General features: G+C 59.9%; 17 protein-coding genes. 14 read left to right on the top strand and 3 right to left on the bottom strand.

Going from position 1 to position 21984, the window contains the following annotated elements:
- The first annotated feature begins 167 nt into the window (after positions 1-167).
- The 14 genes from ACN0SD_RS10325 (at position 168) to ACN0SD_RS10260 (ending at position 16743) form a co-directional block, all read left to right on the top strand.
- Positions 168-926 (top strand): sulfite exporter TauE/SafE family protein, encoded by a 759-nt coding sequence (locus ACN0SD_RS10325; RefSeq protein ID WP_417808161.1) that lies wholly within the window; start codon positions 168-170, stop codon positions 924-926.
- 27 nt (positions 927-953) lie between these two features.
- On the top strand, positions 954-1619 hold the full coding sequence (locus ACN0SD_RS10320; RefSeq protein WP_417808160.1) for an FmdE family protein: 666 nt from the start codon (positions 954-956) through the stop codon (positions 1617-1619).
- Positions 1620-1960: 341 nt separating this feature from the next.
- Complete coding sequence (locus ACN0SD_RS10315) at positions 1961-3586, top strand: cytochrome ubiquinol oxidase subunit I (RefSeq protein WP_417808159.1); 1626 nt, start codon at positions 1961-1963, stop codon at positions 3584-3586.
- 15 nt (positions 3587-3601) lie between these two features.
- A complete protein-coding gene (cydB, locus tag ACN0SD_RS10310) occupies positions 3602-4750 on the top strand; it encodes a cytochrome d ubiquinol oxidase subunit II (protein WP_417808158.1) in 1149 nt (382 codons plus the stop codon).
- Positions 4751-4763: 13 nt separating this feature from the next.
- Entirely contained in the window at positions 4764-4994 is a 231-nt protein-coding gene (locus ACN0SD_RS10305) for a hypothetical protein (RefSeq protein ID WP_417808157.1), read from the top strand.
- A 489-nt stretch (positions 4995-5483) separates the two neighbouring features.
- Positions 5484-5948 (top strand): hypothetical protein, encoded by a 465-nt coding sequence (locus tag ACN0SD_RS10300; protein WP_417808156.1) that lies wholly within the window; start codon positions 5484-5486, stop codon positions 5946-5948.
- 3 nt (positions 5949-5951) lie between these two features.
- Positions 5952-7688: a PHA/PHB synthase family protein gene (locus ACN0SD_RS10295; protein WP_417808155.1), complete on the top strand. Its 1737-nt coding sequence runs from the start codon at positions 5952-5954 to the stop codon at positions 7686-7688.
- A gap of 23 nt (positions 7689-7711) precedes the next feature.
- Positions 7712-8479, top strand: coding sequence for an enoyl-ACP reductase FabI (gene fabI / locus ACN0SD_RS10290; RefSeq protein WP_417808354.1), 768 nt, complete (start codon positions 7712-7714; stop codon positions 8477-8479).
- 39 nt (positions 8480-8518) lie between these two features.
- On the top strand, positions 8519-9892 hold the full coding sequence (locus ACN0SD_RS10285; protein WP_417808154.1) for a bifunctional enoyl-CoA hydratase/phosphate acetyltransferase: 1374 nt from the start codon (positions 8519-8521) through the stop codon (positions 9890-9892).
- Positions 9889-11082, top strand: coding sequence for an acetate/propionate family kinase (locus ACN0SD_RS10280; RefSeq protein WP_417808153.1), 1194 nt, complete (start codon positions 9889-9891; stop codon positions 11080-11082). The genes ACN0SD_RS10285 and ACN0SD_RS10280 overlap by 4 nt, the downstream gene beginning before the upstream one ends.
- 27 nt (positions 11083-11109) lie before the next feature.
- Entirely contained in the window at positions 11110-12297 is a 1188-nt protein-coding gene (locus tag ACN0SD_RS10275) for a thiolase family protein (protein ID WP_417808152.1), read from the top strand.
- A gap of 11 nt (positions 12298-12308) precedes the next feature.
- Positions 12309-13088 (top strand): glucose 1-dehydrogenase, encoded by a 780-nt coding sequence (locus tag ACN0SD_RS10270; protein ID WP_417808151.1) that lies wholly within the window; start codon positions 12309-12311, stop codon positions 13086-13088.
- A gap of 59 nt (positions 13089-13147) precedes the next feature.
- Positions 13148-14275 carry an alpha/beta fold hydrolase gene (locus tag ACN0SD_RS10265; RefSeq protein WP_417808150.1) on the top strand — a complete coding sequence of 376 codons (1128 nt, stop codon included), beginning with the start codon at positions 13148-13150 and terminating at the stop codon, positions 14273-14275.
- Complete coding sequence (locus ACN0SD_RS10260) at positions 14272-16743, top strand: plasma-membrane proton-efflux P-type ATPase (protein WP_417808149.1); 2472 nt, start codon at positions 14272-14274, stop codon at positions 16741-16743. Before ACN0SD_RS10265 ends, ACN0SD_RS10260 begins: the two co-directional genes overlap by 4 nt.
- Before the next feature lie 81 nt (positions 16744-16824).
- Here the strand turns inward: ACN0SD_RS10260 and ACN0SD_RS10255 are convergent, their stop codons facing one another.
- Genes ACN0SD_RS10255 through ACN0SD_RS10245 form a run of 3 tightly spaced genes read right to left on the bottom strand, consistent with a single transcriptional unit; the run spans position 16825 to position 21660 of the window.
- Complete coding sequence (locus ACN0SD_RS10255; RefSeq protein WP_417808148.1) at positions 16825-17952, bottom strand: ABC transporter permease; 1128 nt, start codon at positions 17950-17952, stop codon at positions 16825-16827.
- Position 17953: 1 nt separating this feature from the next.
- Positions 17954-20680: a ribosome-associated ATPase/putative transporter RbbA gene (rbbA, locus tag ACN0SD_RS10250; protein WP_417808147.1), complete on the bottom strand. Its 2727-nt coding sequence runs from the start codon at positions 20678-20680 to the stop codon at positions 17954-17956.
- Entirely contained in the window at positions 20677-21660 is a 984-nt protein-coding gene (locus ACN0SD_RS10245; RefSeq protein WP_417808146.1) for an HlyD family secretion protein, read from the bottom strand. Before ACN0SD_RS10245 ends, rbbA begins: the two co-directional genes overlap by 4 nt.
- Positions 21661-21984 lie beyond the last annotated feature (324 nt).

Below are 21984 nucleotides of genomic sequence, written 5' to 3'. Positions count from 1 at the left end.
CCAATCGGGTAATCTGGCTGACATGCGTCAGAGCCGTTCCTCGCTATGGGTCGAAAACCGGGCGGGCCGTATTTCTGTCCTTTCCGGTCTCGGCGTCGTCGCGTTTCGTTGCCCCACGCCGAAAACCCAGAATTGCTGTCTGCCATAGTTGCTGCTTGGAGGTGTCCATGAATTTGCTTGTCCTGACCGGTCTCGTCATCGGTGTGCTGGCCTTCATCTTTTCGATGTTAGGGCTTGGAGGCGCGATGGTGTATATCCCGGCCTTTACCTGGTTCGGCTTCGATATGAAGACCGTGGCGATCCCGACTGGTTTGTTGCTAAACGGGGTGACGGCGCTTTCTGCGGCAACCTACTACTTGCGCGCCAATATGGTCGATATCCGTGGCTCTGTCCCGCTGATCGTGACATCGCTAATCGCGGCCCCGATCGGCGCGCAGGTAACGCCCTATGTATCCACCGATGCGCTAAAAGTACTGTTTGCCATAGCTATGGTGCTTTCGGGCGCGAAGATGCTGTTGAGTTCGGGCAAACCGGAACCCACGGCCCTGATGCCATTTCGCAAACGCGCGATCTTGACCGGCGTGGCAGGCTTGGGGATCGGCTTTCTCGCCGGGCTGCTTGGCATCGGCGGAGGCTTCTTGTTTGTGCCGATGTTGATCGCCATGGGCTATCCAACAAAACAGGCGGCTGCGACCTCTTCCTTCGTCGTGATTTTCTCGTCGTTCTCAGGGTTCGCCGGACATGTGGCGCAAGGCAACTACAACTGGTGGCTGATGGGGATCTGTCTTGTTGCGGTTATCATCGGTTCTCAAATCGGCGCCAAGGTCATGAACGAAAAGATGAAAGCGCGCTGGATAAAGCGTCTGTTTGGCGTGCTGCTGATCGGTGTCGCGATCAAATTCGTCTGGCCAATCTTCTCCCATTAAATTTCAAGCTGAAAAGGAAACAGTCTTATGAAACCTGAACAGATCGAAACCATCATGGAACTAGGTGCCAAGGGGAGCGCTTTTGGCGAGATGGGCGACACTCTTTTCACCTCGTCCTTTTTTATTCACGGCCATATCTGCGGCGGGATGCCGCTTGGGTATCGCGCGGGATTGGCCGCGCTCAAGGCCTTAGGGGCCGAGCGCGAGTTGAACATGGCCAAACTGGTCGTGGTTGAAACCGGCACTGGCCACGCGGCGGGCTGTTTTGCCGACGGCGCGCAGATGGCCACGGGATGCACTTTTGGCAAGGGGCTCATCAAGCGATCAGAATATGGCAAATGGGCGATCAATCTGATCGAGAAGGCCAGCCACAAGGCGGTGCGCGTATCGGTGCTACCCGAGGTCATGCAGGCGTCCTTTGCCTCGCCCTTCGTTCAGATGCGGCACAAAGGTGTCGCGCCCACCGAGGTGCCGCTGGATGTCAGCAAGCCTCTGGTCGAAAACCTGTTGGCGAAGCAGGACGAAGACTTGTTCACAATGTCTGAGGTGTTCGACTACCCGCTCCCCGAGGCTCCTGAGGCGAACTTCAATCTTGTCGTCTGCAAGTCTTGTGGCGAGGTTGTCGCCGAAAACAAGGCCCATCTCAAAGATGGCAAGGCGCTGTGTTTGCCGTGCTCGGGGTATCGGGCTTAGCGGCGCGGGCGATAATATCAGCCTGACAAATCACACCATCTTTGAGCGAGACGGGCGAATGTAATGCGGGCACGGGTGAGACGTTTCATCTTTCCCGCGCCGTTCGCGAACCGTTTGTTGATCGCAGTTAGGCGCGGATGGAAGGCGCGGGCGCCCCTGTATTTCGCGGCAAAAAACAACGCTGCGCCCATCACATGTCGTTCACAACCCTGAGAGTTTCTGACCGACATTGATCTGGATCAATGATCGGCAACGCCCAAAGTTCCAAGCGTGCAGGGAATGCTGCTTAGGTCGCTTTTCGCGCTTTAAGCATTGATCTACTAACTCCAGGAGAACAGCGCATGGATTATCTCGTCGTTGAGCTGTCACGATTGCAATTTGCATTGACGGTGCTTTATCACTTCCAGTTCGTCCCGCTGACGCTGGGCCTGTCTTTCATGCTTGCTGCGATCGAGACGGTTTATGTCGTAACCGGTAAGGACGTTTACCGTCAGATGGCGAAGTTTTGGGGCAAGCTTTTCCTCATCAACTTCGCGCTTGGTGTCGCCACCGGGATCACCATGGAATTCGAGTTCGGCACGAACTGGTCGCTGTATTCGCATGCGGTCGGCGATATCTTCGGCGCGCCGCTCGCGATTGAGGGCCTGATGGCGTTTTTCATGGAATCGACGTTCATCGGGTTGATGATGTTTGGCTGGAGCCGGATGAGCAAATACGGCCACCTGACCGTGACCTATCTGGTTGCGCTGGGGTCCAATCTGTCGGCGCTGTGGATTTTGATCGCCAATGGCTTCATGCAGCATCCCGTCGGTGACAAGTTCAATCCCGACACGATGCGCTTCGAGTTGGCAAATTTCGCCCAAGTGGTATTCAACTCCAAGGCGCAGGCGGAATTCGTGCACACGACCGTTGCCGGCTATGTTTCGGCGGCGATGTTGGTGATGGGGATCAGCGCCTTTTACCTGTTGCGCCAGCGTCATCGCGCGTTCGCGCTGCGCTCGTTCCGTATGGCGGCGATCTTTGGGGTTACGGCCACAATGGCTGTGATCACCTTGGGGGACGCCTCGGGGCGCACGGACGTTCTGATGCAAGAAGCGAAGGTCGCCGCGATGGAAGGCATTTGGGACAATACCAAGCCGCCAGCGGCATCTTGGGACATCGTCGCCTGGCCGAACCAGAAAGAGATGAAGAACGATTTCGCGATCGGTATTCCCTATGTGCTGACGCCGCTTCTGACGCACACCATTAACGAGCCGGTCAAGGGTCTGCGCACCATTGTCGATGAGAACAAACCCAAGATTGATCGCGGGATCGACGCAGCCATTGCGCTGAAGAAGTACTCGGAAACGCAAGACCCGACCGATCTGGTGGCCTATCAGGTGAATGCGAAAGATTTGGGTTATGGCTTGCTGGCCACCGAATTTTCACCGCATTTCGATCTCAGCAATATCACCCCGGAAAATCGCCAGCAGATCATCGACAAGACTGCGAAAGCCTCGATTCCTGACGTTTGGGTCGAGTTCTACGCCTTCCGCGTCATGGTGGCGCTTGGCTTCTTCTTCCTCTTCCTGTTCGCCTTTGGGGCCTATTACAGCTTGAACTGCAAGCTTGAAAGCCGCCGCTGGGTGTTGCGTCTGGCCATGTGGTCGATTCCACTTCCGGTGCTCGCGACGCTTTATGGCTGGGTGACTGCCGAAGCGGGGCGTCAGCCTTGGACGGTTTATGAGAAGCTGCCGACCTTTATTTCGGCATCGACCCACTCGGTGGGCTACATGATCTTCTCGCTTGCGGGCTTCGTGCTGCTTTACAGCTCGTTCATCGCGGTCGAACTGTATCTGATGTTCAAATTCGCCCGCAAAGGGCCCGATGATGATGGCGGCGACGACGCTGATATGGCGGCGCTCGGAACATCGGGTGGGGCGGGCACCATTCCCAGCGCTGCACCTGCGGCGAAGAACTGGCAGTGAACCGGAGAGAGACACATGGAAATCTACATCATACTCAAATTGATCTGGTTCGTGCTGCTTGGCGTGTTGCTGATGGGCATCGCGGTGATGGTGGGCATGGATATGGGGGTCGGCGCGTTGCTCCGCTTTGTCGGGCGAAACGACAAGGAACGCCGCGTTGCGCTGAACATCATCGGCCCGCATTGGGATGGTAACCAAGTGTGGTTCATCCTTGGCGGGGGCGCGATTTTCGCGGCCTTCCCGACACTTTATGCGACCTCGTTCTCCACTTTCTATGTCGTGATGATCTTGTTGCTGTTTTCGATGATCTTGCGCCCAGTGGCGTTTGAATATCGCTCCAAGCTTGAAGGTAGCAAATGGCGCGAAACTTGGGATTGGATGTTCCTGATTTCGGGGGCTTTGCCGATGATCATCTATGGCGCAGCCATGGGCAACGTGATGCAAGGCGTCGCCTATCATTTTGAATGGAACGGGCAATATGTGCTGGAGCAGTCGTTTATCTGGTATCTGCTCAACCCCTTTGCGATCCTTGCGGGCGTTTTGTCGTTGTGTCTGGCGCTTCAACAAGGGGCTGCGATGCTGATGATCCGCAGCGAAGATCCTATCTATGGTCGCGCCAAGCGTTACGGCTCGATTGCGGGGATGATCGCGGCGGTGCTGTTCGTGATCGGTGGTGTCTGGGTGTCGTTTATTCAGGGCTTCACCATCACCGGTCTCGTCGATGCTGGTGCCCCGGCGACCCCGTTGCACGGCCCCGCCGTTGCGATGCAGGCGGGTGCGTGGCTTGATAACTACGCGGCTGTGCCCCTTCTTTGGGCGGTGCCCGCGATTGGCGTGATTGCGATGCTGGCGGCGGCGTTCTTGCTCCGGTCTGATCGCCCGATCCTTGGCTGGTGGGTGAACGCGCTGGCATGGGTGTGCACGATCGGGACGGTTGGCGTGTCGATGTTCCCGTTCCTCATGCCATCAACGTCGAACCCGGCACAAAGCCTGACAGTCTGGAACGCAAGTGGCAGTGCGATGTCGCTTGGCTGGATGCTTGCAATGGCGCTGATCTTCGTGCCCGCGATTATCGCCTACACAAGCTGGATATACGCGTTGATGGGCGGCAAACGGCGCGTCACTGATTTTGATGATACCTCGGAAGAGGATGAGGCCTATTGACAGGCTCCTGCAAATGAAAGGTTTGACTATGAGAGGTTTCTTCAAGTTCGTCGCGTTCTCGGCCATCGCCGCGTTCTGTCTGCTGCTTGCCGTCGTCGCTAGTGATCAGGGGCCATGGTATTTCGCCTGGTTGCTGGGGACGATGATGATCATTCTGCTGTCCGTCGCGGGGGGCGTAATGTTTGAAACCCAGTTCGCAGAGAAAAAAGAACTGGCCAATCGTCAGAAGGAAAACAAAGCATGAATTTGGTTCAGATCATCTTCTTCGTGCCTCTGATATATCTGGGGTTCTACCTGATTGCCTGGCTCTATGCCCGGCGCAACTTTCCCGCTGACGGGGAATGAGCCTGACCTGTGTCGTAATTTGACACGCTGACCTGGCGTTCCCGAACGTAAGGTCGAAGACGTGAACATCCAGTCGGTGTCAGTCCCGCCCAACAGGGATTGGCACCGGCAAGATCAGGTGATGCGCAGATGGCTCGCAAGAATGTAGAGGCACGTTTCCGTGGCGTTTCCTTGCTGTGGTGCTCGGCATCTCCCGGCGCACCCGAGACAACGCCAGTGTCGCATCTCATTTTCCTGATCAAGTTTCACAAAGTGCTGAAGCAAAGCGTCAGGTGGATGACAGCGGCCAAAGCGAACACCATCTAATCTTAAAAAGGCGTGATGCTTGTGTCATTGCAGCGATGGGCGGAGCGCTTCCCCGCCGCAGATAGCAACAAAGGAGATACGTATGGCCGATACGCAGGATGTCTTCAAACAAGGCCTTGACCAGATGACCGCGCTGACCCAGAGCTGGTTGGCCCCTTCGGGAACCAAAACGGTCGCGGGCGGAAGTGAAAAGCTTGACCACCTCACGGATTTCGCCACTGATCTGCAACGACTTTATACCGACGCCATTCAGCATCACATGGACCCGCTGCTGAAAGGCAACGCTGACGTTTCCAAGCACTTTGCGAAGCTGACGCAAAGCCGTAATCCCCAAGACCTCGCCGATTTTCAACTTGAGCTGCTTGGGATGATGATGGAAACTGCCTCGATGCGCGCCGAAACATGGGGTGAGTTGGCCAATAAGGTGGGCCATCGCTATGCCGAGCTTGTTCGCGAGATGTCCAAAAATCTGCAAGCGGAAGCCGCAACGAAAAAGGCCCCCGAGGTCGGGGCTGGCAAGCGCGCTGCCGCAAAGGTGAGTAACTGAGCCATGACAAAGACAACACCGCCCGCCAATCCGTTCGATCTTATGCTGCATGCCAGTGAGGGGCGCCTGACGGGTGGGTTGTCGCCAGCATCTGCTGCACTCGCCTATCTCGACTGGGCGCTGCATCTGGCCAATGCGCCGGGCAAACGATCCGAAATCCTGCGCGCGGCGCTTGCGCGGCAAGTAGCGTTGGCGTGGTATCTTTCTGCGCTTGCCGTTGATCACACCAAAGAGGGCGAGGCACCGATTTCCCCACGCCCCGGGGATCATCGTTTCGATGACCCGGCATGGCAAAAATGGCCCTTCGCGGCCTATGCCCAGTCGTTCCTTGCGACCGAGAAGTTATGGGAAGAATTGACCAACGGGATCGCGGGTGTCTCGAGTCACCATCTCGATTTGGTGAAATTTGGGGGCCGCCAGTGGCTTGATATGATGTCCCCGTCCAACTTCCTGCCAACAAACCCCGAGGTCATTGCCCGCACCCGCGAAACCGGTGGCCAGAACCTGATCAAGGGTGCGCAGCATTTCTTCGCGGATTTACTACGCGAAGCAGAGGGTAAGCCACCAGAAGGTGCCGAGCATTTCCGCCCCGGCCAAGAGGTCGCCGTAACGCCCGGAAAAGTGATCTATCGCAACGAACTGATCGAGTTGATCCAATATTCCCCGACCACCGAAAAGGTGCATCCCGAGCCAATCCTGATCGTGCCCGCATGGATCATGAAATATTACATCCTTGATCTTAGCCCCGAGAATTCGATGGTGCGCTATCTGGTCGGGCAGGGGCACACGGTGTTCATGATCTCATGGAAGAACCCCGGCGAGGCAGAGCGCGACTTCACCCTTCAGACCTATGTGGAAAAAGGGGTTCTGGCGGCGCTCGATGCGGTGCAGGCCATTGTTCCGGGGCCCAAGGTTCACGCGGTGGGCTACTGCATCGGCGGCACGCTTTTATCGCTTGCTGCGGCGCTGCTGGGTAAGACCGGGCAGGACAGGCTGGCGTCACTCACGTTGTTTGCCGCGCAGATCGATTTCACCGACGCGGGCGAAATATTGCTGTTTGTCGATGACAGTCAGGTCGCGTTTCTCAAGGATATGATGGCCGAGCGCGGCTATCTTGGTGGCGGCGAGATGGCGGGCGCCTTCGAGATGCTGCGCGCGAACGATCTGATCTGGTCGCGCGTCGTGCATGATTACCTGATGGGCGAGCGCCGCCCGTTGAACGATCTGATGGCGTGGAATGCGGATGCCACCCGGATGCCGTATCAGATGCATTCGCAATATCTGCAGCAACTGTTTATTGACGATGACTTCGCCGAAGGGCGGTTCGAGCTGGGCGATGTCACCGTCGCGCCACCTGATATCATCGCGCCGATCTTTGCCGTCGGTGCCGAGCGCGATCACGTCGCGCCTTGGCATTCGGTCTACAAGGTCACGCTACTGACGGATGTCGATGTCACCTTCCTGCTGACCAGCGGTGGTCACAATGCCGGGATCATCAGCGAACCCGGCCACCCGCATCGCCATTATCGAATTGGCGATCATGCCGCCCGATCCTGCTTTGTGCCGCCTGAAAAATGGCGCAACCGTACGCCTGAGCATGAAGGGTCCTGGTGGCCCGCATGGCAAAGCTGGCTGGCGGCCCGTTCAGGCGAACCGGGGGCGCTGCCGCAAATGGGTAGCGATGAGGCCGGCTATCCCGTGCTAGGCCCCGCGCCGGGCGAATACGTGTTCGAACGCTAACAGGAGAGACGCCAATGACACCGATGCACCTCCCCCTGAGTGGAAAAAAGGGCCTTGTCATCGGTGTCGCCAACGAGACGAGCATCGCTTATGGCTGCGCGCGTGCGTTTCGCGACGCGGGGGCGGAATTGGCGCTGACCTATCTCAACGACAAGGCCGAGCCCTTTGTTCGCCCGCTGGCTGAGGCTCTTGCTTGCCCGATTATCGCGCCCTGCGATGTCGAAGAGCCCGGCGCGCTGGAAGCCGTGTTTGAGCAGATCGAACACAGCTGGGGGCGGCTTGATTTTGCGATGCATTCCATCGCCTTCGCGCCCGCTGCCGATCTCCATGGCCGGGTGACGGATTGCTCAGCCGAAGGATTTGCGCGCGCGATGGATATTTCGGTGCATTCCTTCATCCGCATGGCGCGGCTGGCCGAACCGCTGATGTCCAAGGGCGGCACGCTTTTGTCCATGAGTTATTACGGCGCTGAAAAGGTTGTTGATCACTACAATCTGATGGGACCGGTCAAGGCTGCGCTGGAGGCCACGACCCGCTCTCTGTCGGCTGAACTTAGTGGCAGCGGCATTCGCGTCAACAGCCTGTCGCCGGGGCCAATCCAGACCCGCGCAGCCTCTGGGATCGCGCATTTCGACTCGCTGATGGAAAAGGCGGTTTCCAAGGCCCCGGCGCATCGTTTGGTGACAATCGAAGACGTCGGCGCGATGGCTGCATTTCTAGTCAGTGACGGTGCGCGCAGCGTGACTGGCGACATTCTTTATATCGACGGGGGCTATCACGTCATCGACTGATCTGACGCGCCGATGAGACAGCGAAAATGGAGAGAGCAAATGCTTCAGACCGAGACAGATTTCATCGCCAATCGCACCATCGAGCAGATCAAGCCCGGCGACAGCGCCCGGCTAAGCCGCAAGCTGACCGTGCGCGATCTTGAGCTGATCTCAGCCCTTGGTGGCGGCGGCGGGCCTGTTGCGTGCGAAACCGGGCCAATCGCCTGGGCCGGATCAAGTCTGGCGGCGCTGATCGGCACGCGTCTGCCCGGTGCAGGCAGCCGGATCGACGCAGTGAATCTGCGCTTTCACGCGGGCCTCGCGGTGGGGGACACGCTGGATCTCGAGGTGAGCGTGCGCAGTGTCGATGTCGCGACGCGGGCTGTCGTGTTCGAGTGCACCGGCACCGGGCATGAGGGCAAACGGGTGGTCGAGGGCAGCTTGCAAGTCACCGCCCCGGCCAACCAGATCACCCGCGCCCCAGCGGACAGCCCCAACCTCATCATCGGCGAACGCGGCGCAAAATTTCGCAAACTGATCGCGCAGGCGAAAACCTTCAAGCCGATCCTCACGGCCATCGTTCATCCGGTCGAACCCAACGCCGTTGCAGGCGCCATCGAGGCCGCGCAAGCTGGGTTGATCTCGCCCGTCTTCGTCGGCCCCGAGACGCGCATCCGGGCCGCTGCGAAAGAGGCGGGCGTTGATCTGTCCAACTGGCCCATCGAGGATACCGAACATTCTGACGCTGCCGCCGAAACGGCCGCGCGCATGGCCCATGAAGGCCGTGTTCACGCGCTGATGAAGGGCAGTCTGCATACCGACGAATTTCTCCACCCGATCCTGCAGCCCGAGATGAACCTGCGCACCAAGCGCCGCCTTAGCCATGTGTTCTTGATGGATGTGCCGGGCACCGACCGCCTGCTGTTTATCACCGATGGCGCGATCAACATCGCCCCCGATCTCGCGGCCAAGACTGAGATTGTCCAGAACGCCATTGAGATGGCGCATGCGCTGGGGGTCGCAAACCCGCGCGTCGCGATCCTGTCAGCGGTCGAGGTGGTGAACCCGCGCATCCCCTCGACGCTGGATGCCGCCGCCCTGTGCAAGATGGCCGAACGCGGGCAAATCACCGGCGCGGTGCTGGATGGACCATTGGCGTTTGACAATGCGGTCTCGACGCTGGCTGCGGAAATCAAGCATATCCATTCCGATGTGGCTGGGCGGGCAGATATCCTGCTCGCGCCCGATCTGGATGCGGGCAACATGATTGCCAAGCAGTTGGAATATCTCGCTTCCAGTGAGGCGGCGGGCGTAGTTCTGGGAGCGCGCATCCCGATCATCCTTACCAGCCGCGCCGATAGCGCACAAAGTCGGTTGGCGTCCTGTGCGGTCGCGGCGTTGATTCACGCGCATCAGGCGGGGGGCGTAGCATGAGCGACGTCATTCTCACCCTCAACGCTGGCTCGACCAGCCTCAAGTTTTCGCTGTTCGCGGTGGGGCCTGATGGGGTCGATCCGACGCCCTTTGCCGATGGCGAGGCCGACGGGTTGGGCGATGCGCCCCATCTCAAGATCAAGGCGGTTAATGGCGGCATCGATACCGCGTTGAAGTCGGGCGACTATGAGTCGGTGCTGGCGCGGGTGTTAAGCTGGATCGAGAGCCATGACAGTGGCATGACCCTAATCGGGGCGGGCCACCGGATCGTGCATGGCGGGCCGGAATTTGCCGCACCCGTGCGCCTGAACAAGTCGATAACGCGCAAACTGGCCGCGCTTAATCCGCTGGCGCCGCTGCATCAGCCCCATAACCTTGTGCCGGTGCGTGTGCTGAGCGCAAGCCATCCGCATCTGCCGCAGGTCGCGTGTTTCGACACCGGCTTTCATGCCACCAATGCGCCGCTGACTACCCGCTACGCGATCCCGCGCGAGATGCATGACGCGGGGATTAGGCGCTACGGCTTTCACGGGCTGTCATACGAATACATCGCCTCAACCCTGCCCGAATATTTGGGGGACAAGGCCGATGGCCGGGTCGTGGTGGCGCATCTGGGCGGCGGGGCCAGCATGTGCGCGATCCATAAGGGGCGCTCGGTCGCCTCAAGCATGGGGTTTTCGGCGATTGACGGGCTGGTGATGGCCACCCGCTCGGGCGCGATTGACCCCGGTGTATTGCTGTATCTCATGAGCGAACGGAGCATGGATGAGGCTGCGCTCAGCGATCTTCTCTATCGCCGCTCGGGGCTTTTGGGTGTGTCGGGGATCAGCGATGATATGCGCACGCTTCTGGCTAGCGCCGCCCCCGAGGCCCGCGAGGCCGTCGAGCTGTTCATCTACCGGATCGGGCGGGAACTCGGATCGCTTGTCGCGGCACTGGGTGGGCTGGATGCGCTGATCTTCACCGGCGGCATTGGTGAGCACGCAGCCCCGGTGCGCGCGGGTGTGTGCGAGGGCGCAAACTGGCTGGGCATCCGGTTGGATGCGGCTGCGAATGAAACCGACGGTCCCCGCATCAGCGGCGCGAACAGCGCGGTTCCCGTGTTCGTCATTCCCACCAACGAAGACCTGATGATCGCGCGCCACACGTTGCGTGTTCTGCGCCCGGACGCGGAGGGCCGGGCGAAATAATAGGTTAATTTAATCAAGGAGCTAATCATGTCTAAGATCGAAGTTATTCTCGCGGCTGCCACACGCACCGCAATCGGCACTTACGATGGCACGCTCAAGGGCACACCGGCGACGGAACTTGGCGCCGTGGCGATCAGCGCCGCGCTGGAACGCTCGGGGTTAAGCGGGGCCGATATCGGCACGGTCGCGATGGGAAATGTCATTCAGGCCGGCAACAAGATGAACCCGGCGCGTCAGGCCGCAATCGGGGGCGGGCTGCCTGTCGAGGTGCCCGCGATGACGGTCAATCGGGTCTGTGGCTCGGGGGCGCAGGGGGTTGCCAGTGCGGCGCAGGAAATCTGGCTTGGTAACCTTTCCAGCGCCATCGGCGGCGGCATGGAGAACATGGACCGCGCGCCCTACCTGATGGCAGGCGGGCGCTGGGGCTACCGGATGGGCAACGCCGAGATTTACGACTCGATGCTGCTCGATGGGCTGAACGATGCGTTTTCCGACAAGCATTCGGGCTGGCACACCGAGGATCTGGTGACGAAGTTCAACCTTACCCGTGAGGAACAGGACCGCTTTGCGCTGCGCTCGCAGGAACGGTTTTCGGCGGCGCAGGCGGCGGGCAAGTTCGAGGCCGAAATCACCCCGGTCGAGATCAAATCGCGCAAAGGGTCGGTGATGTTTGAGAAAGACGAACACAACCGCCCCGAAACGACGATGGAATCGCTCGCCAAACTTCGCCCTGCGTTCCGCAAGGACGGCACGATCACCGCAGGCAATGCGCCGGGGCTGAACTCGGCGGGTTCGGCGATGGTGGTGGCCGAACGCGGCTGGGCCGAGAGCAAAGGCATCACCCCGATGGCGCGGCTGGTGTCTTACGGTATCGGCGCGGTCGAGCCGGGGTTCTTTGGCCTTGGTCCGGTGCCGGCGGTGCGTCAGGCGCTTGATCGCGCGGGCTGGAGCGTTGGCGATGTCGAACGCTTTGAAATCAACGAGGCGTTTGCGGCCATCGTGCTGGCCGTGATGAAGGAACTTTCGATCCCCGAAGACATCGTGAATGTCGAGGGCGGCTCGATCGCGCATGGCCACCCGATCGGGGCGACCGGCGCGGTGCTGACAACGCGGCTGCTGCATTCGATGGCACGCGACGGCATCCGGCGCGGCGTGGTGACGCTGTGTATCGGGGGCGGTCAGGGCATCGCGCTGGCCCTTGAGGCATTGAATTAAGGAGACACAAAATGGATCGTGTAAAAGACAAGGTTGCTCTGGTCACTGGCGCGCGCCGGGGGCTTGGGGCAGCGATTGCGGCAATGTTGGCGCGTGAGGGTGCCAAGGTCGTGCTGAGTGACCGCAAGGCGGATGGCTCGCAAGAGGTGCTAGCCGCGATTGCCAAAGAGGGCGGCGAGGCGAGTTTCGTCACGCTTGACGTCACCAGTCCGGAAAGCTGGGACGCGGCAATTGCTGAAACGATTAGGCGCTACGGCGGGCTGGACATTCTGGTGAACAATGCAGGCGTCGGTGCTGGCGAAAACATTGAAGAGGTGACGCTGGATGAGTGGCGCTGGGTGATGGGCATCAACCTTGAGGGGACGATGCTGGGCACGCAACGCGCGATTGCCGTAATGAAGACGCGGGGCGGTGGCTCGATTGTCAATATCTCGTCGATCGAGGGGTTGGTCGGCGATAGCCGCATGGTTGCCTATGATTCCAGTAAGGCTGGGATCGTTTTGCTCAGCCGCTCGGCGGCGCTGCATTGCGCGGCCAATCGCTACAATATTCGCGTAAATACTGTGCACCCGGGGTTCATCGACACCAAGATGGTGCGCGGTTTTCTTGCCAATATCGCCGAGGATGGTGATGCTAAGGCGGCACGAAAGGCCCTAGAAGCCCGCCATCCGCTGGGCCATCTCGGCGAACCCGACGATGTGGCTTATGCGGTGCTGTATCTGGCATCCGATGAGTCGAAATTCGCCACCGGCAGCGAGCTGGTGGTTGATGGCGGCTATACTGCTCAATAACGCAAGCAAGTGCCGCGCTTGGGGAGGAAGCGCGTGTAGATTTCTTGAAAGGAAAGATCATGACGACATCATCTGTTAAGGCCCCGAAAATCGACCATTCCGTTCCGTGGTTCTGGCCCTTGGCCATGAGCATGGAGATGGGGCAGGACGGTCTGGAAATGTTTCGCGATAACATGAAGGCAGTGGCCGAGATCGCCGAAATCAGTGATCCTCCGCCCTCGGTTTGGGCCACCGAAAACCGCATTGTTCAGGATATGGACACGATGCGGCTGCGCGATTTCTCTCGCAAGGGGGCCGCGCAAGACGGCGTGCCGGTCTTGATCGATCCGCCCTATGCCGGGCACAGCTCGACCATCGCAGATTACCAGAAAGGGCAAAGCCTGATCGAGACGCTGCTCGATGCGGGGGTGCCGCGTCTGCTGGCGATGGACTGGAAGCCGGCCACGCCCGAGATGCGCGATTTCGACATCGACAAGTATCTCGCCGAGATCAACGTGGTGGTGGATGATCTGGGCGGGCGCGTGGCCTTGGTCGGGCTGTGCCAAGGCGGCTGGATGTCGGCGATGTATGCCGCGCGCTTCCCCGAAAAGGTGGCCGCGCTCGTGCTGGCCGGATCGCCCATCGACACCAATGCCGGACACGGCCCGATCCGCAAGCTGGCCCATGAAATGCCGCTCGATCTGTATCGCGAGATGGTCAAAAGCGGCGGTGGGCGGATGCTGGGCAAATACATGCTGGCGGGGTGGAAAAACATGCACCCGGGCAAGCAATATCTGGGCAAGTTCATCGATCTCTACGCCCACGCAACGGATGAAAAATACCTTAAGCGCACCAAGACGTTCGAGCGTTGGTATGAGAATCCGATCGACCTGCCGGGACCCTATTATCTTCAATCGATCGAATTGCTGTTCAAGAAAAACATGTTTGCCAAGGGCAAGTTCGTCGGGCTGGGACGGACGCTTGATCTCAAAGCGATCACCTGTCCGCTGTATATGCTGGCGGGTAAAAGCGACGACATCACCACATGGGAGCAGGTCTACGCCGCTGAACACCTCGTTGGCACCGATCCCGCGAAGATGGTTAAGCAGACCGTGCCGGGTGGGCATATCGGCCTGTTCATGGGCTCCAACACGTTGAAAGACACCTGGCCGGGGATCGCCAAGTGGATCATGGAGGCGGTGTCATGACGGCGCGGGCGACTGCCGCCGCGCCGATCGAGGAAACTGATCTGACGGCAGGGTTGAGCGCGGCCGAGGCCAGCAAGCGGCATGAGAAATTCGGCCCCAACGCGCTCGAAGAGCACCATGTCAGCCCGCTGAAAAAGCTGGCTGGCTATTTCTGGGGGCCGATCCCGTGGATGATCGAGGCGGCGGCGGTGCTCTCGGCGTTGGATGCGCATTGGGCGGATCTGGCGATCATTCTGGTGCTGCTGCTGTTCAATGCAGGCGTCGGGTTTTGGCAAGAACGCAAGGCGGATGATGCGCTGTCTGCGCTGAAAAACCAACTGGCGCTCAAGGCGCGCGCCCTGCGCGACGGAAAATGGGCAGAGATCGACGCCGCCGATCTGGTGCCCGGCGATGTGATCCGCATTCGTCTTGGCGACGTGATTCCTGCCGATGTGCGCCTGCGAGAGGGTGCGTATCTATCGATTGATCAGGCCGCACTGACGGGCGAATCCCTGCCGGTGGCGAAAAAGCCCGGCGAAGACGCCTATTCCGGCTCGATTACCAAGCAGGGCGAGATGGTAGCGCAGGTCACCGCGACCGGCTCTAATACCTTTTTTGGTCGCACCGCCAAGCTTGTGGAAGGCGCGGGCGCGGTGTCGCATTTCCAGAAAGCGGTGATGCGGATCGGCGATTTCCTGATCCTCGTGGCGCTGGTTCTATCGGCGGTGCTGATCTTGGTCGAACTGTTTCGCGGAGAAAGCCCCTCGAGGCTGTTGCAGTTCGTGCTGATCCTTGTCGTTGCGTCGATCCCGGTGGCGATGCCCGCCGTGTTGTCGGTGACGATGGCGCTTGGCGCACTTGCGTTGTCTAAGAAGAAGGCAATCGTGTCGCGTCTGCAATCCATCGAGGAAATGGCTGGGATCGACATTCTGTGTTCGGACAAGACCGGGACGCTGACCCAGAACAAGCTGACGCTCGGCGATCCTGAACTGTTCGCGGCCACCGATGCGCCCGCGCTGATCCTTGCGGGCGCGCTTGCCTCCAAGGCCGAAGACAAGGACGCCATCGACCTTGCCGTGATCGGTGGGCTGAAAGAGGCAGCTCTTGCTGGCTATACGCAGACCTCCTTTATCCCCTTCGATCCGGTGGGCAAACGCACGATTGCCGATGTAACCGGCCCGCAGGGCGCCTTTCGCGTTAGCAAGGGTGCGCCGCAGGTGATCCTTGATCTCTGCGCGCTCGATGACGCCAGCGCCACGCGTGCCAAGGGAATCGTGGATAGCCTCGCCACCAAGGGGTTTCGCACGCTGGGCGTCGCGCGCTCGGATGATGACGGGAAAAGTTGGTCTTTCCTTGGCATCCTGCCACTGTTTGATCCACCGCGCGAAGATTCCGCCCAAACCATTGCCGAGGCGCGCGCCCATGGCATCGAGGTCAAGATGGTGACTGGCGACGATACCGCCATCGGGCGCGAAATTTCGGGTAAGCTGGGGCTGGGCACGAATATCCGCCCTGCCACCGATCTGTTCGGGAGCGATGGCGATCAGGTGCCTGCGGACGTCGCCCAACAGGTCGAGGCCGCCGACGGGTTCGCCCGCGTCTTCCCCGAGCATAAATACCGCATCGTCAAGGCGTTGCAGGATCGCGGCCACCTTGTCGGCATGACGGGGGACGGGGTGAACGACAGCCCCGCGATCAAGCAGGCCGATGTGGGGATCGCCGTGTCCGGCGCCACCGATGCCGCGCGCGCCGCAGCCGATCTGATCCTGACGACACCGGGGCTTTCGACCATTATCTCGGCGGTGGAAGAGGCGCGGCGGATCTTTGAGCGAATGACCTCCTACACGATCTACCGCATCGCGATGACCATCGACATCATGCTGTTCGTGGTGCTTGCGATGCTGATTTTCGGGGTTTATCCGCTGACCGCTGTGATGATCATCCTGCTTGCCTTGCTGGATGACATTCCGATCATGACCATCGCCTATGACAATACCTGGCTCAGCAAGAAACCGGTGCGCTGGAACATGCCTTGGGTGCTGGGTGTCTCGTCTCTGCTAGGGTTTTTGTCGGTGGTCCAGACCTTTGGCCTGATGTATCTGGGCAAGATCCCGTTCGCGATGGACACGCCGCATCTGCAAACGATGATCTTTTTGCAACTCGTGGTCGGTGGCCACCTGATGCTGTTTGTCACCCGCAATCGCAAGAGTTTTTGGCGCAAGCCTTATCCGGCCTGGCCGCTGGTCTCGGCAATTCTTGCGACGCAGGTGTTGGCGGTGTTGATGACAGGCTTTGGCTGGCTGATGCCCGCGTTGCCATGGCATATCATCGCTTGGGTCTGGGTCTATAACCTCGTCTGGATGGTGGTGCTGGACTTTGTCAAGCTCGGGGCCGACAGCCTGATGGCGCATCGCCCGCGCTTCAAGCAGGTGCTGCTGGATAAGACCAACCAGCCGCTATTCTCGCATGGCGCGCACAGGCATAGCTAGGTTGTCGCGCGTCTCTGAAAACCGCGACGTCGCAGGTATTTGCGCCGTCGCGGCAGTCTTGAAGCGCGATCTAGCGATGGCTCAATGCGCGGTGGCCATGGTCAGGCGGAACCGTTTGAGCGCGACGGCAAAGAACACCGCGCTCAGCGCTGCCATGATCACCATGCCGGGCCAGACAAGTGACAGCCCCGCGCCGCGATAGAGGATCGCCTGCGAGAAGGCGACGAAATGCGTCGAGGGCGAAATCTGCATCACATTTTGCAGCCAGACTGGCATCGACTCCATTGGTGTCGTGCTGCCTGACAGTAGGTTCATCACCACCAGCACCGGCAAGGCTAGCAGCCCGAATTGCGGCATTGAGGTGGTGAAGGTGGCCAGCAAGATGCCCAGCCCCGTGACCGACACCAAATACAGCACCGCGCCCAGCACAAATAGCGGGATCGAGCCGGCAATCGGCACGCTCAGGAGTGTTTGCACCACCAGCCAGATCGACAGGATCGCCGCGACAATGATCGCCAGCCCGTTGGCCCAGATCTTAGCGACCATGATTTCCGAAGGCGTGACGGGCATCACCAGAAGATGCTCAATCGTGCCGTGTTCACGCTCGCGGATCAGGGCGGCACCGGTCAGTAGCACCGACAGGATGGTGATATTGTTGATGATCTGCATCACCGAGGAAAACCAGACGGTGTTGCGGTTGGGATTGAACAGCGTGCGCACGACAAGATCGATGGGCAGGACGCTGTCGGTGTCATTCCCGGAGACGAATTTGGTCACTTCGGCGGCGATGATCTCTTGCAGAAAAACCGACCCATTGCCCGCCTGCACCATCGCCGTGGCATCGACATCCAGCAGGATTTCGGGCTGATACCCGGCCAGCACATCGGCCTCGAAATGGGGCGGGATCGTGAGCACGAAAACATATTGCCCGCGATCCATGACCTTTTGCACGTCGCTCGCGGCGATCTCTTCGGGCGGGTTGAATTCGGGGGGCAGGATCGCGCTTAGGATGCGCCCGCTTAGCGCCGAGCGGTCCTGATCGACATAGGCGACCGAGGCGTTGAGCACCTCGAGCTTGGCCCCCGTCGCCACCGAATAGACCGCAAAGCTGAAGATATAGACGATCAGCACGATCAGCACCGGATCGGCCCGCAAGCTGCTGAGTTCCTTGAGCCCGAGCCGGAAGACATTGGTGAGCCAGCGCATCATCTCATTTCTCCTGCTTGCGCAGCGCAAGGATCGACACGGCGATGAAAAACACCGCAAACCCCGCCAGCATCAGGTGGTTTTGCCACAGCTCGCCAAAGCCCAACGACTTGGTGAAGGTGCCCACGCTGATCTGCTGATACCACGCCGAGGGGAAGGCCAGACCGATCAGCCGCCCGCTGCCCGATAGTGACGACACCGGCACCAGCAGCCCCGAGAAATTGACCGCCGGAATGATCGCGATAACGGCGGCGGCAAAGGTCGCGGCCACCTGCGTGCGCGTAAACGCCGAGATCAGCACGCCAAATCCGGTCGCCGCCATCACATACAGCAACGTGCCCAGCAATAGCGTGCTGATCGACCCCTTAACCGTGACGCCAAACACCCCGTAAGCCATCATCATCAGCGTGACGAAACTGATCAGCGCAATCACGATATAGGGCAGTTGCTTGCCCAAGATAAACTCGGTCCGCGTCACCGGGGTGGAACGAAAATTGGCGATTGAGCCAGTCTCTTTTTCGCGCACCACGCCCATCGCGGACATCATAGACGGGATCAGGATCAGCATCAGCATGATCACCGAGGGGATCATCGCATAGACGCTTTCAAAGGACTGGTTATAGCGAAATCGGGTCTCGACGCTGGCCGCTGATGTATTGATCACGCGCCCGTAGGTGCGTTCAATCTGATCGGACATGTAAGAGGCGGCAAGCCCGGACAGGTAGCCACGCGTGGTCTCGGCGCGAAACGGCATCGCGCCATCCACCATGACCCGCACCTCGGGGCGTTCGCTACGCAACAAGTCCTTGCCGAACTCGGGCGGAATCTCGATGCCGACGACAAGTTCAGCGCTTTTCATGCGCGCGCTCAGATCGGCGGAACTGGTCGCGGGGGGCTGCTCGGAAAACCAGCGCGAGCCCGAAAAGCTCTCCATCAATGCGCGGCTTTCAGCACTTTGGTCCTGATCGAACACCGCATAGGGCAGATCCTGCACGTCAAAGGAAATGCCATAGCCGAAAGTCAGCATCAGGATCAGCGGACCGAGAAAAGCAAAGCTGAGCCGGATCTTGTCGCGCAGCAATTCAATGCTTTCGCGCCGCGCAAAAGCCCATAGCCGGGCGGGGTCAAAGCTGCGATGCACGCTCGCGGGGCTTTCGGTCGCGGCGTGGATCGCGGGCGGGGCAGGGGCGCGATCCGGCGTCGTTTCAGCCTCGCGTAGATAGCTGACGAAGGCTTCTTCAAGGCTGTCCGTGCCCTTGCTATGTGCCAGATCCGCCGGGGTGCCCACGGCCAGAACGCGCCCTGCATGCATCAACGATATCCGGTCGCAACGCTCGGCCTCGTTCATGAAATGGGTCGAGACAAAAATCGTCACGCCGTGATTGCGCGACAAGTCGATCAGGTGCTGCCAGAAACTGTCACGCGCCACCGGATCGACCCCCGAAGTCGGCTCGTCAAGGATCAGCACCTCGGGGGAATGGATCAACGCCACGGCCAGTTGCAGGCGCTGTCGAATGCCCAGAGGTAGCGCATCGGGGCGCTTGTCGGCCTCTTCGGTGAGGTCGAACTGCTCCAGCATGTCGCGCACCCGCGACGCGCGTTTCTCGACGGGCAGTTGATAAAGTTGGGCGTGCAGTTCAAGATTTCGCCGCACGCTCAACTCGCTGTAAAGCGAGAAGGATTGCGACATGTAACCCACGCGCCGCCGCGTCGCCATGTCGCCCGCATCCAGCACTTCGCCAAATAGCAGCGCCTTGCCTTCGCTGGCAGGCTGCAACCCGGTTAGCATCTTCATCGTCGTGGTCTTGCCGCAACCGTTTGAGCCGAGAAAGCCAAAGATTTCGCCACGCTCGATCTGGAAATCGACGTGATCGACGGCGGTAAAATCGCCGAAACGACAGGTCAGCCCCTGCGCCTCGATCGCGGGCGGGCCGTCGCTAGGCACACGCGGGGGCACGATTACCTCGTGATGTCCGGCGCGCTCTTCTTCGGGCAAAAGCGCGATAAAGGCCGATTCCAGCGTCGGCTGCCCAGCCTGTTCGCGGATCTCGGCGGGCACGCCCGTGGCGATTACCTTGCCATCCGACATCGCGGCCAGCCAGTCAAAGCGCTCGGCCTCGTCCATATAGGCGGTGGCGACGATCACGCTCATCGCGGGGCGCTCACCGCGAATGCGGTCGATCAGATCCCAGAATTGTTGGCGCGACAGCGGATCGACGCCGGTGGTCGGCTCATCCAGAATCATCAAATCGGGATCGTGAATCAGCGCCGAACACAACGACAGCTTTTGCTTCATCCCGCCCGAGAGCTTGCCCGCCGCACGGTCGGGGAATGGGTCGAGACCGGTCGATTGCAACAGATCGTCGATGCGCGCGCGCCGTTCCGCCTGCGATTGCCCAAACAGGCGACCAAAGAAATCAAGGTTCTCGCGCACGCTTAGCGTCGGGTAAAGATTGCGCCCCAAGCCTTGGGGCATATAGGCGATGCGGTGATTGCAGGCCTGCAGATGGGCGCGTTCGCGAATATCGCCGCCCAGCACCATCGCCTTACCGGTTTGCAACTTGCGCACGCCTGCGATCAGCGCCAGCAGCGAGGATTTTCCCACCCCGTCCGGCCCGATCAGCCCCGCCATGCAGCCCGCCGGAATGTCGAGGCTTACATTGTCCAGCGCGCAAGTGGCACCGTAGCGATGCGTGATCCCCGACAGGCTTGCGACCGGTGCGCGCGTCATTGCGGCAGCTTCACCTGAAGCGTCTCGGGCCATTGCGCGCTGTCATCGACGCGCACATAGCCGATCCCTGCCACCCCGGCCTTGGCCTGTTCCTGATATTTCGCCAGCAACTCGGGCGAGATTGTCAGTTTGACGCGAAACATCAGCTGCTCGCGCTCATCCGAGGTTTCCACCGATTTCGGCGTGAATTGCGCTGAGCTGGCCACGAAAGTCACCGTCGCGGGGATCACATATTCCGGGATCGGATCAAGGATCAGGCGGGCCTGCGCCCCGATCGACAGGCGACCGGCATCGGCGGCAGGCAAAAAGATCGTCATGTAGATATCGGTGAGGTCGGTCAGCGTCACCACCGTGCCGCCCGCACCCACAATTTCGCCCGCTTTCGCCAGAATATATTGCGCCCGGCCATCACGGGGGGCGACCAGATCGGCGTCATTGCGCACGCTTTGCAGCCGGTCCATGCTTGCTTGGGCCGATGCAATCGTCGCCGCCGCAAGGTTGATGCCCGCCTTCGCTTCGGCCAGCCCCGCCTCGGCAGTGGTCAATGCGGTACGTGCTAAGTCGAGTCGCTCTTGCGTGGTATGACCATTTTTAACCAATTGATCGGTGCGCTTGAATTCGGATTGCGCAAATTCCAATGCCGCCTCGCGCTGGTTAACCAAAGCCTCGGCTTGCAGTTTTTGCTGCTCGGCCTGCGCGACGGCAGCCTGAGCCTGACGCAACTGGGCGTCAATCTCGGCTGTGTCCATCTGCGCGATCACGTCGCCAGCCTTCACCCATTGCCCCTCGGTGACCAGCACTTTGGCGATCCGCCCCGCAAGCTTGGTGGATACGTCGATCCGCTCGGCCTCGATTCGTCCATTGCTCATCGCGAAACCGGCGGGCAAGGCCGGGGCCTTGGTGCTGAGCCAGTAGTAATATCCACCCCCCGCGATCACTAGAAGGGCGGCGAGGATCAGGCTCAAACGCTTCCACTGCATGGGTTCGATCTCCAGGTTTTGCGGCTTGCAACTGGAACTTCGGTTGCCCTGCCGTGGGGCGCGAAATCGCGCTGCGGCGCAGAATGCTTGGAATTGGCATATCAGTAGCGCATTGTTGAAGTCAACGTGACGATGTTCGCATAGCTGCTATGCGATTGTGCTGAATTTTACGCGCGTTTCGCTTTTGTTTTAAAGGGGTCAGGGGCTCTTGAGACGCGCAAATCAGTATCGGCCGCATTCAGCTTTGATAGCTGGAAACACCCGCTTGAGGTTGCCACGATTATCCCTATGGCGGGTGGATTTGCTATAGGCTTGCTATAGTCT

Source organism: Thioclava sp. (assembly GCF_048263065.1).
Lineage (GTDB): Bacteria > Pseudomonadota > Alphaproteobacteria > Rhodobacterales > Rhodobacteraceae > Thioclava.
This window is presented reverse-complemented; position numbering and strand designations above follow the sequence as displayed.

Excerpts from the sequence above, each read along its gene's own strand:
- ACN0SD_RS10325 (WP_417808161.1), top strand. The coding sequence starts at position 168 with ATGAATTTGCTTGTCCTGACCGGTCTCGTCATCGGTGTGCTGGCCTTC.
- ACN0SD_RS10320 (WP_417808160.1), top strand. The coding sequence starts at position 954 with ATGAAACCTGAACAGATCGAAACCATCATGGAACTAGGTGCCAAGGGG.
- ACN0SD_RS10315 (WP_417808159.1), top strand. The coding sequence starts at position 1,961 with ATGGATTATCTCGTCGTTGAGCTGTCACGATTGCAATTTGCATTGACG.
- cydB (WP_417808158.1), top strand. The coding sequence starts at position 3,602 with ATGGAAATCTACATCATACTCAAATTGATCTGGTTCGTGCTGCTTGGC.
- ACN0SD_RS10305 (WP_417808157.1), top strand. The coding sequence starts at position 4,764 with ATGAAAGGTTTGACTATGAGAGGTTTCTTCAAGTTCGTCGCGTTCTCG.
- ACN0SD_RS10300 (WP_417808156.1), top strand. The coding sequence starts at position 5,484 with ATGGCCGATACGCAGGATGTCTTCAAACAAGGCCTTGACCAGATGACC.
- ACN0SD_RS10295 (WP_417808155.1), top strand. The coding sequence starts at position 5,952 with ATGACAAAGACAACACCGCCCGCCAATCCGTTCGATCTTATGCTGCAT.
- fabI (WP_417808354.1), top strand. The coding sequence starts at position 7,712 with ATGCACCTCCCCCTGAGTGGAAAAAAGGGCCTTGTCATCGGTGTCGCC.
- ACN0SD_RS10285 (WP_417808154.1), top strand. The coding sequence starts at position 8,519 with ATGCTTCAGACCGAGACAGATTTCATCGCCAATCGCACCATCGAGCAG.
- ACN0SD_RS10280 (WP_417808153.1), top strand. The coding sequence starts at position 9,889 with ATGAGCGACGTCATTCTCACCCTCAACGCTGGCTCGACCAGCCTCAAG.
- ACN0SD_RS10275 (WP_417808152.1), top strand. The coding sequence starts at position 11,110 with ATGTCTAAGATCGAAGTTATTCTCGCGGCTGCCACACGCACCGCAATC.
- ACN0SD_RS10270 (WP_417808151.1), top strand. The coding sequence starts at position 12,309 with ATGGATCGTGTAAAAGACAAGGTTGCTCTGGTCACTGGCGCGCGCCGG.
- ACN0SD_RS10265 (WP_417808150.1), top strand. The coding sequence starts at position 13,148 with ATGACGACATCATCTGTTAAGGCCCCGAAAATCGACCATTCCGTTCCG.
- ACN0SD_RS10260 (WP_417808149.1), top strand. The coding sequence starts at position 14,272 with ATGACGGCGCGGGCGACTGCCGCCGCGCCGATCGAGGAAACTGATCTG.
- ACN0SD_RS10255 (WP_417808148.1), bottom strand. The coding sequence starts at position 17,952 with ATGATGCGCTGGCTCACCAATGTCTTCCGGCTCGGGCTCAAGGAACTC.
- rbbA (WP_417808147.1), bottom strand. The coding sequence starts at position 20,680 with ATGACGCGCGCACCGGTCGCAAGCCTGTCGGGGATCACGCATCGCTAC.
- ACN0SD_RS10245 (WP_417808146.1), bottom strand. The coding sequence starts at position 21,660 with ATGCAGTGGAAGCGTTTGAGCCTGATCCTCGCCGCCCTTCTAGTGATC.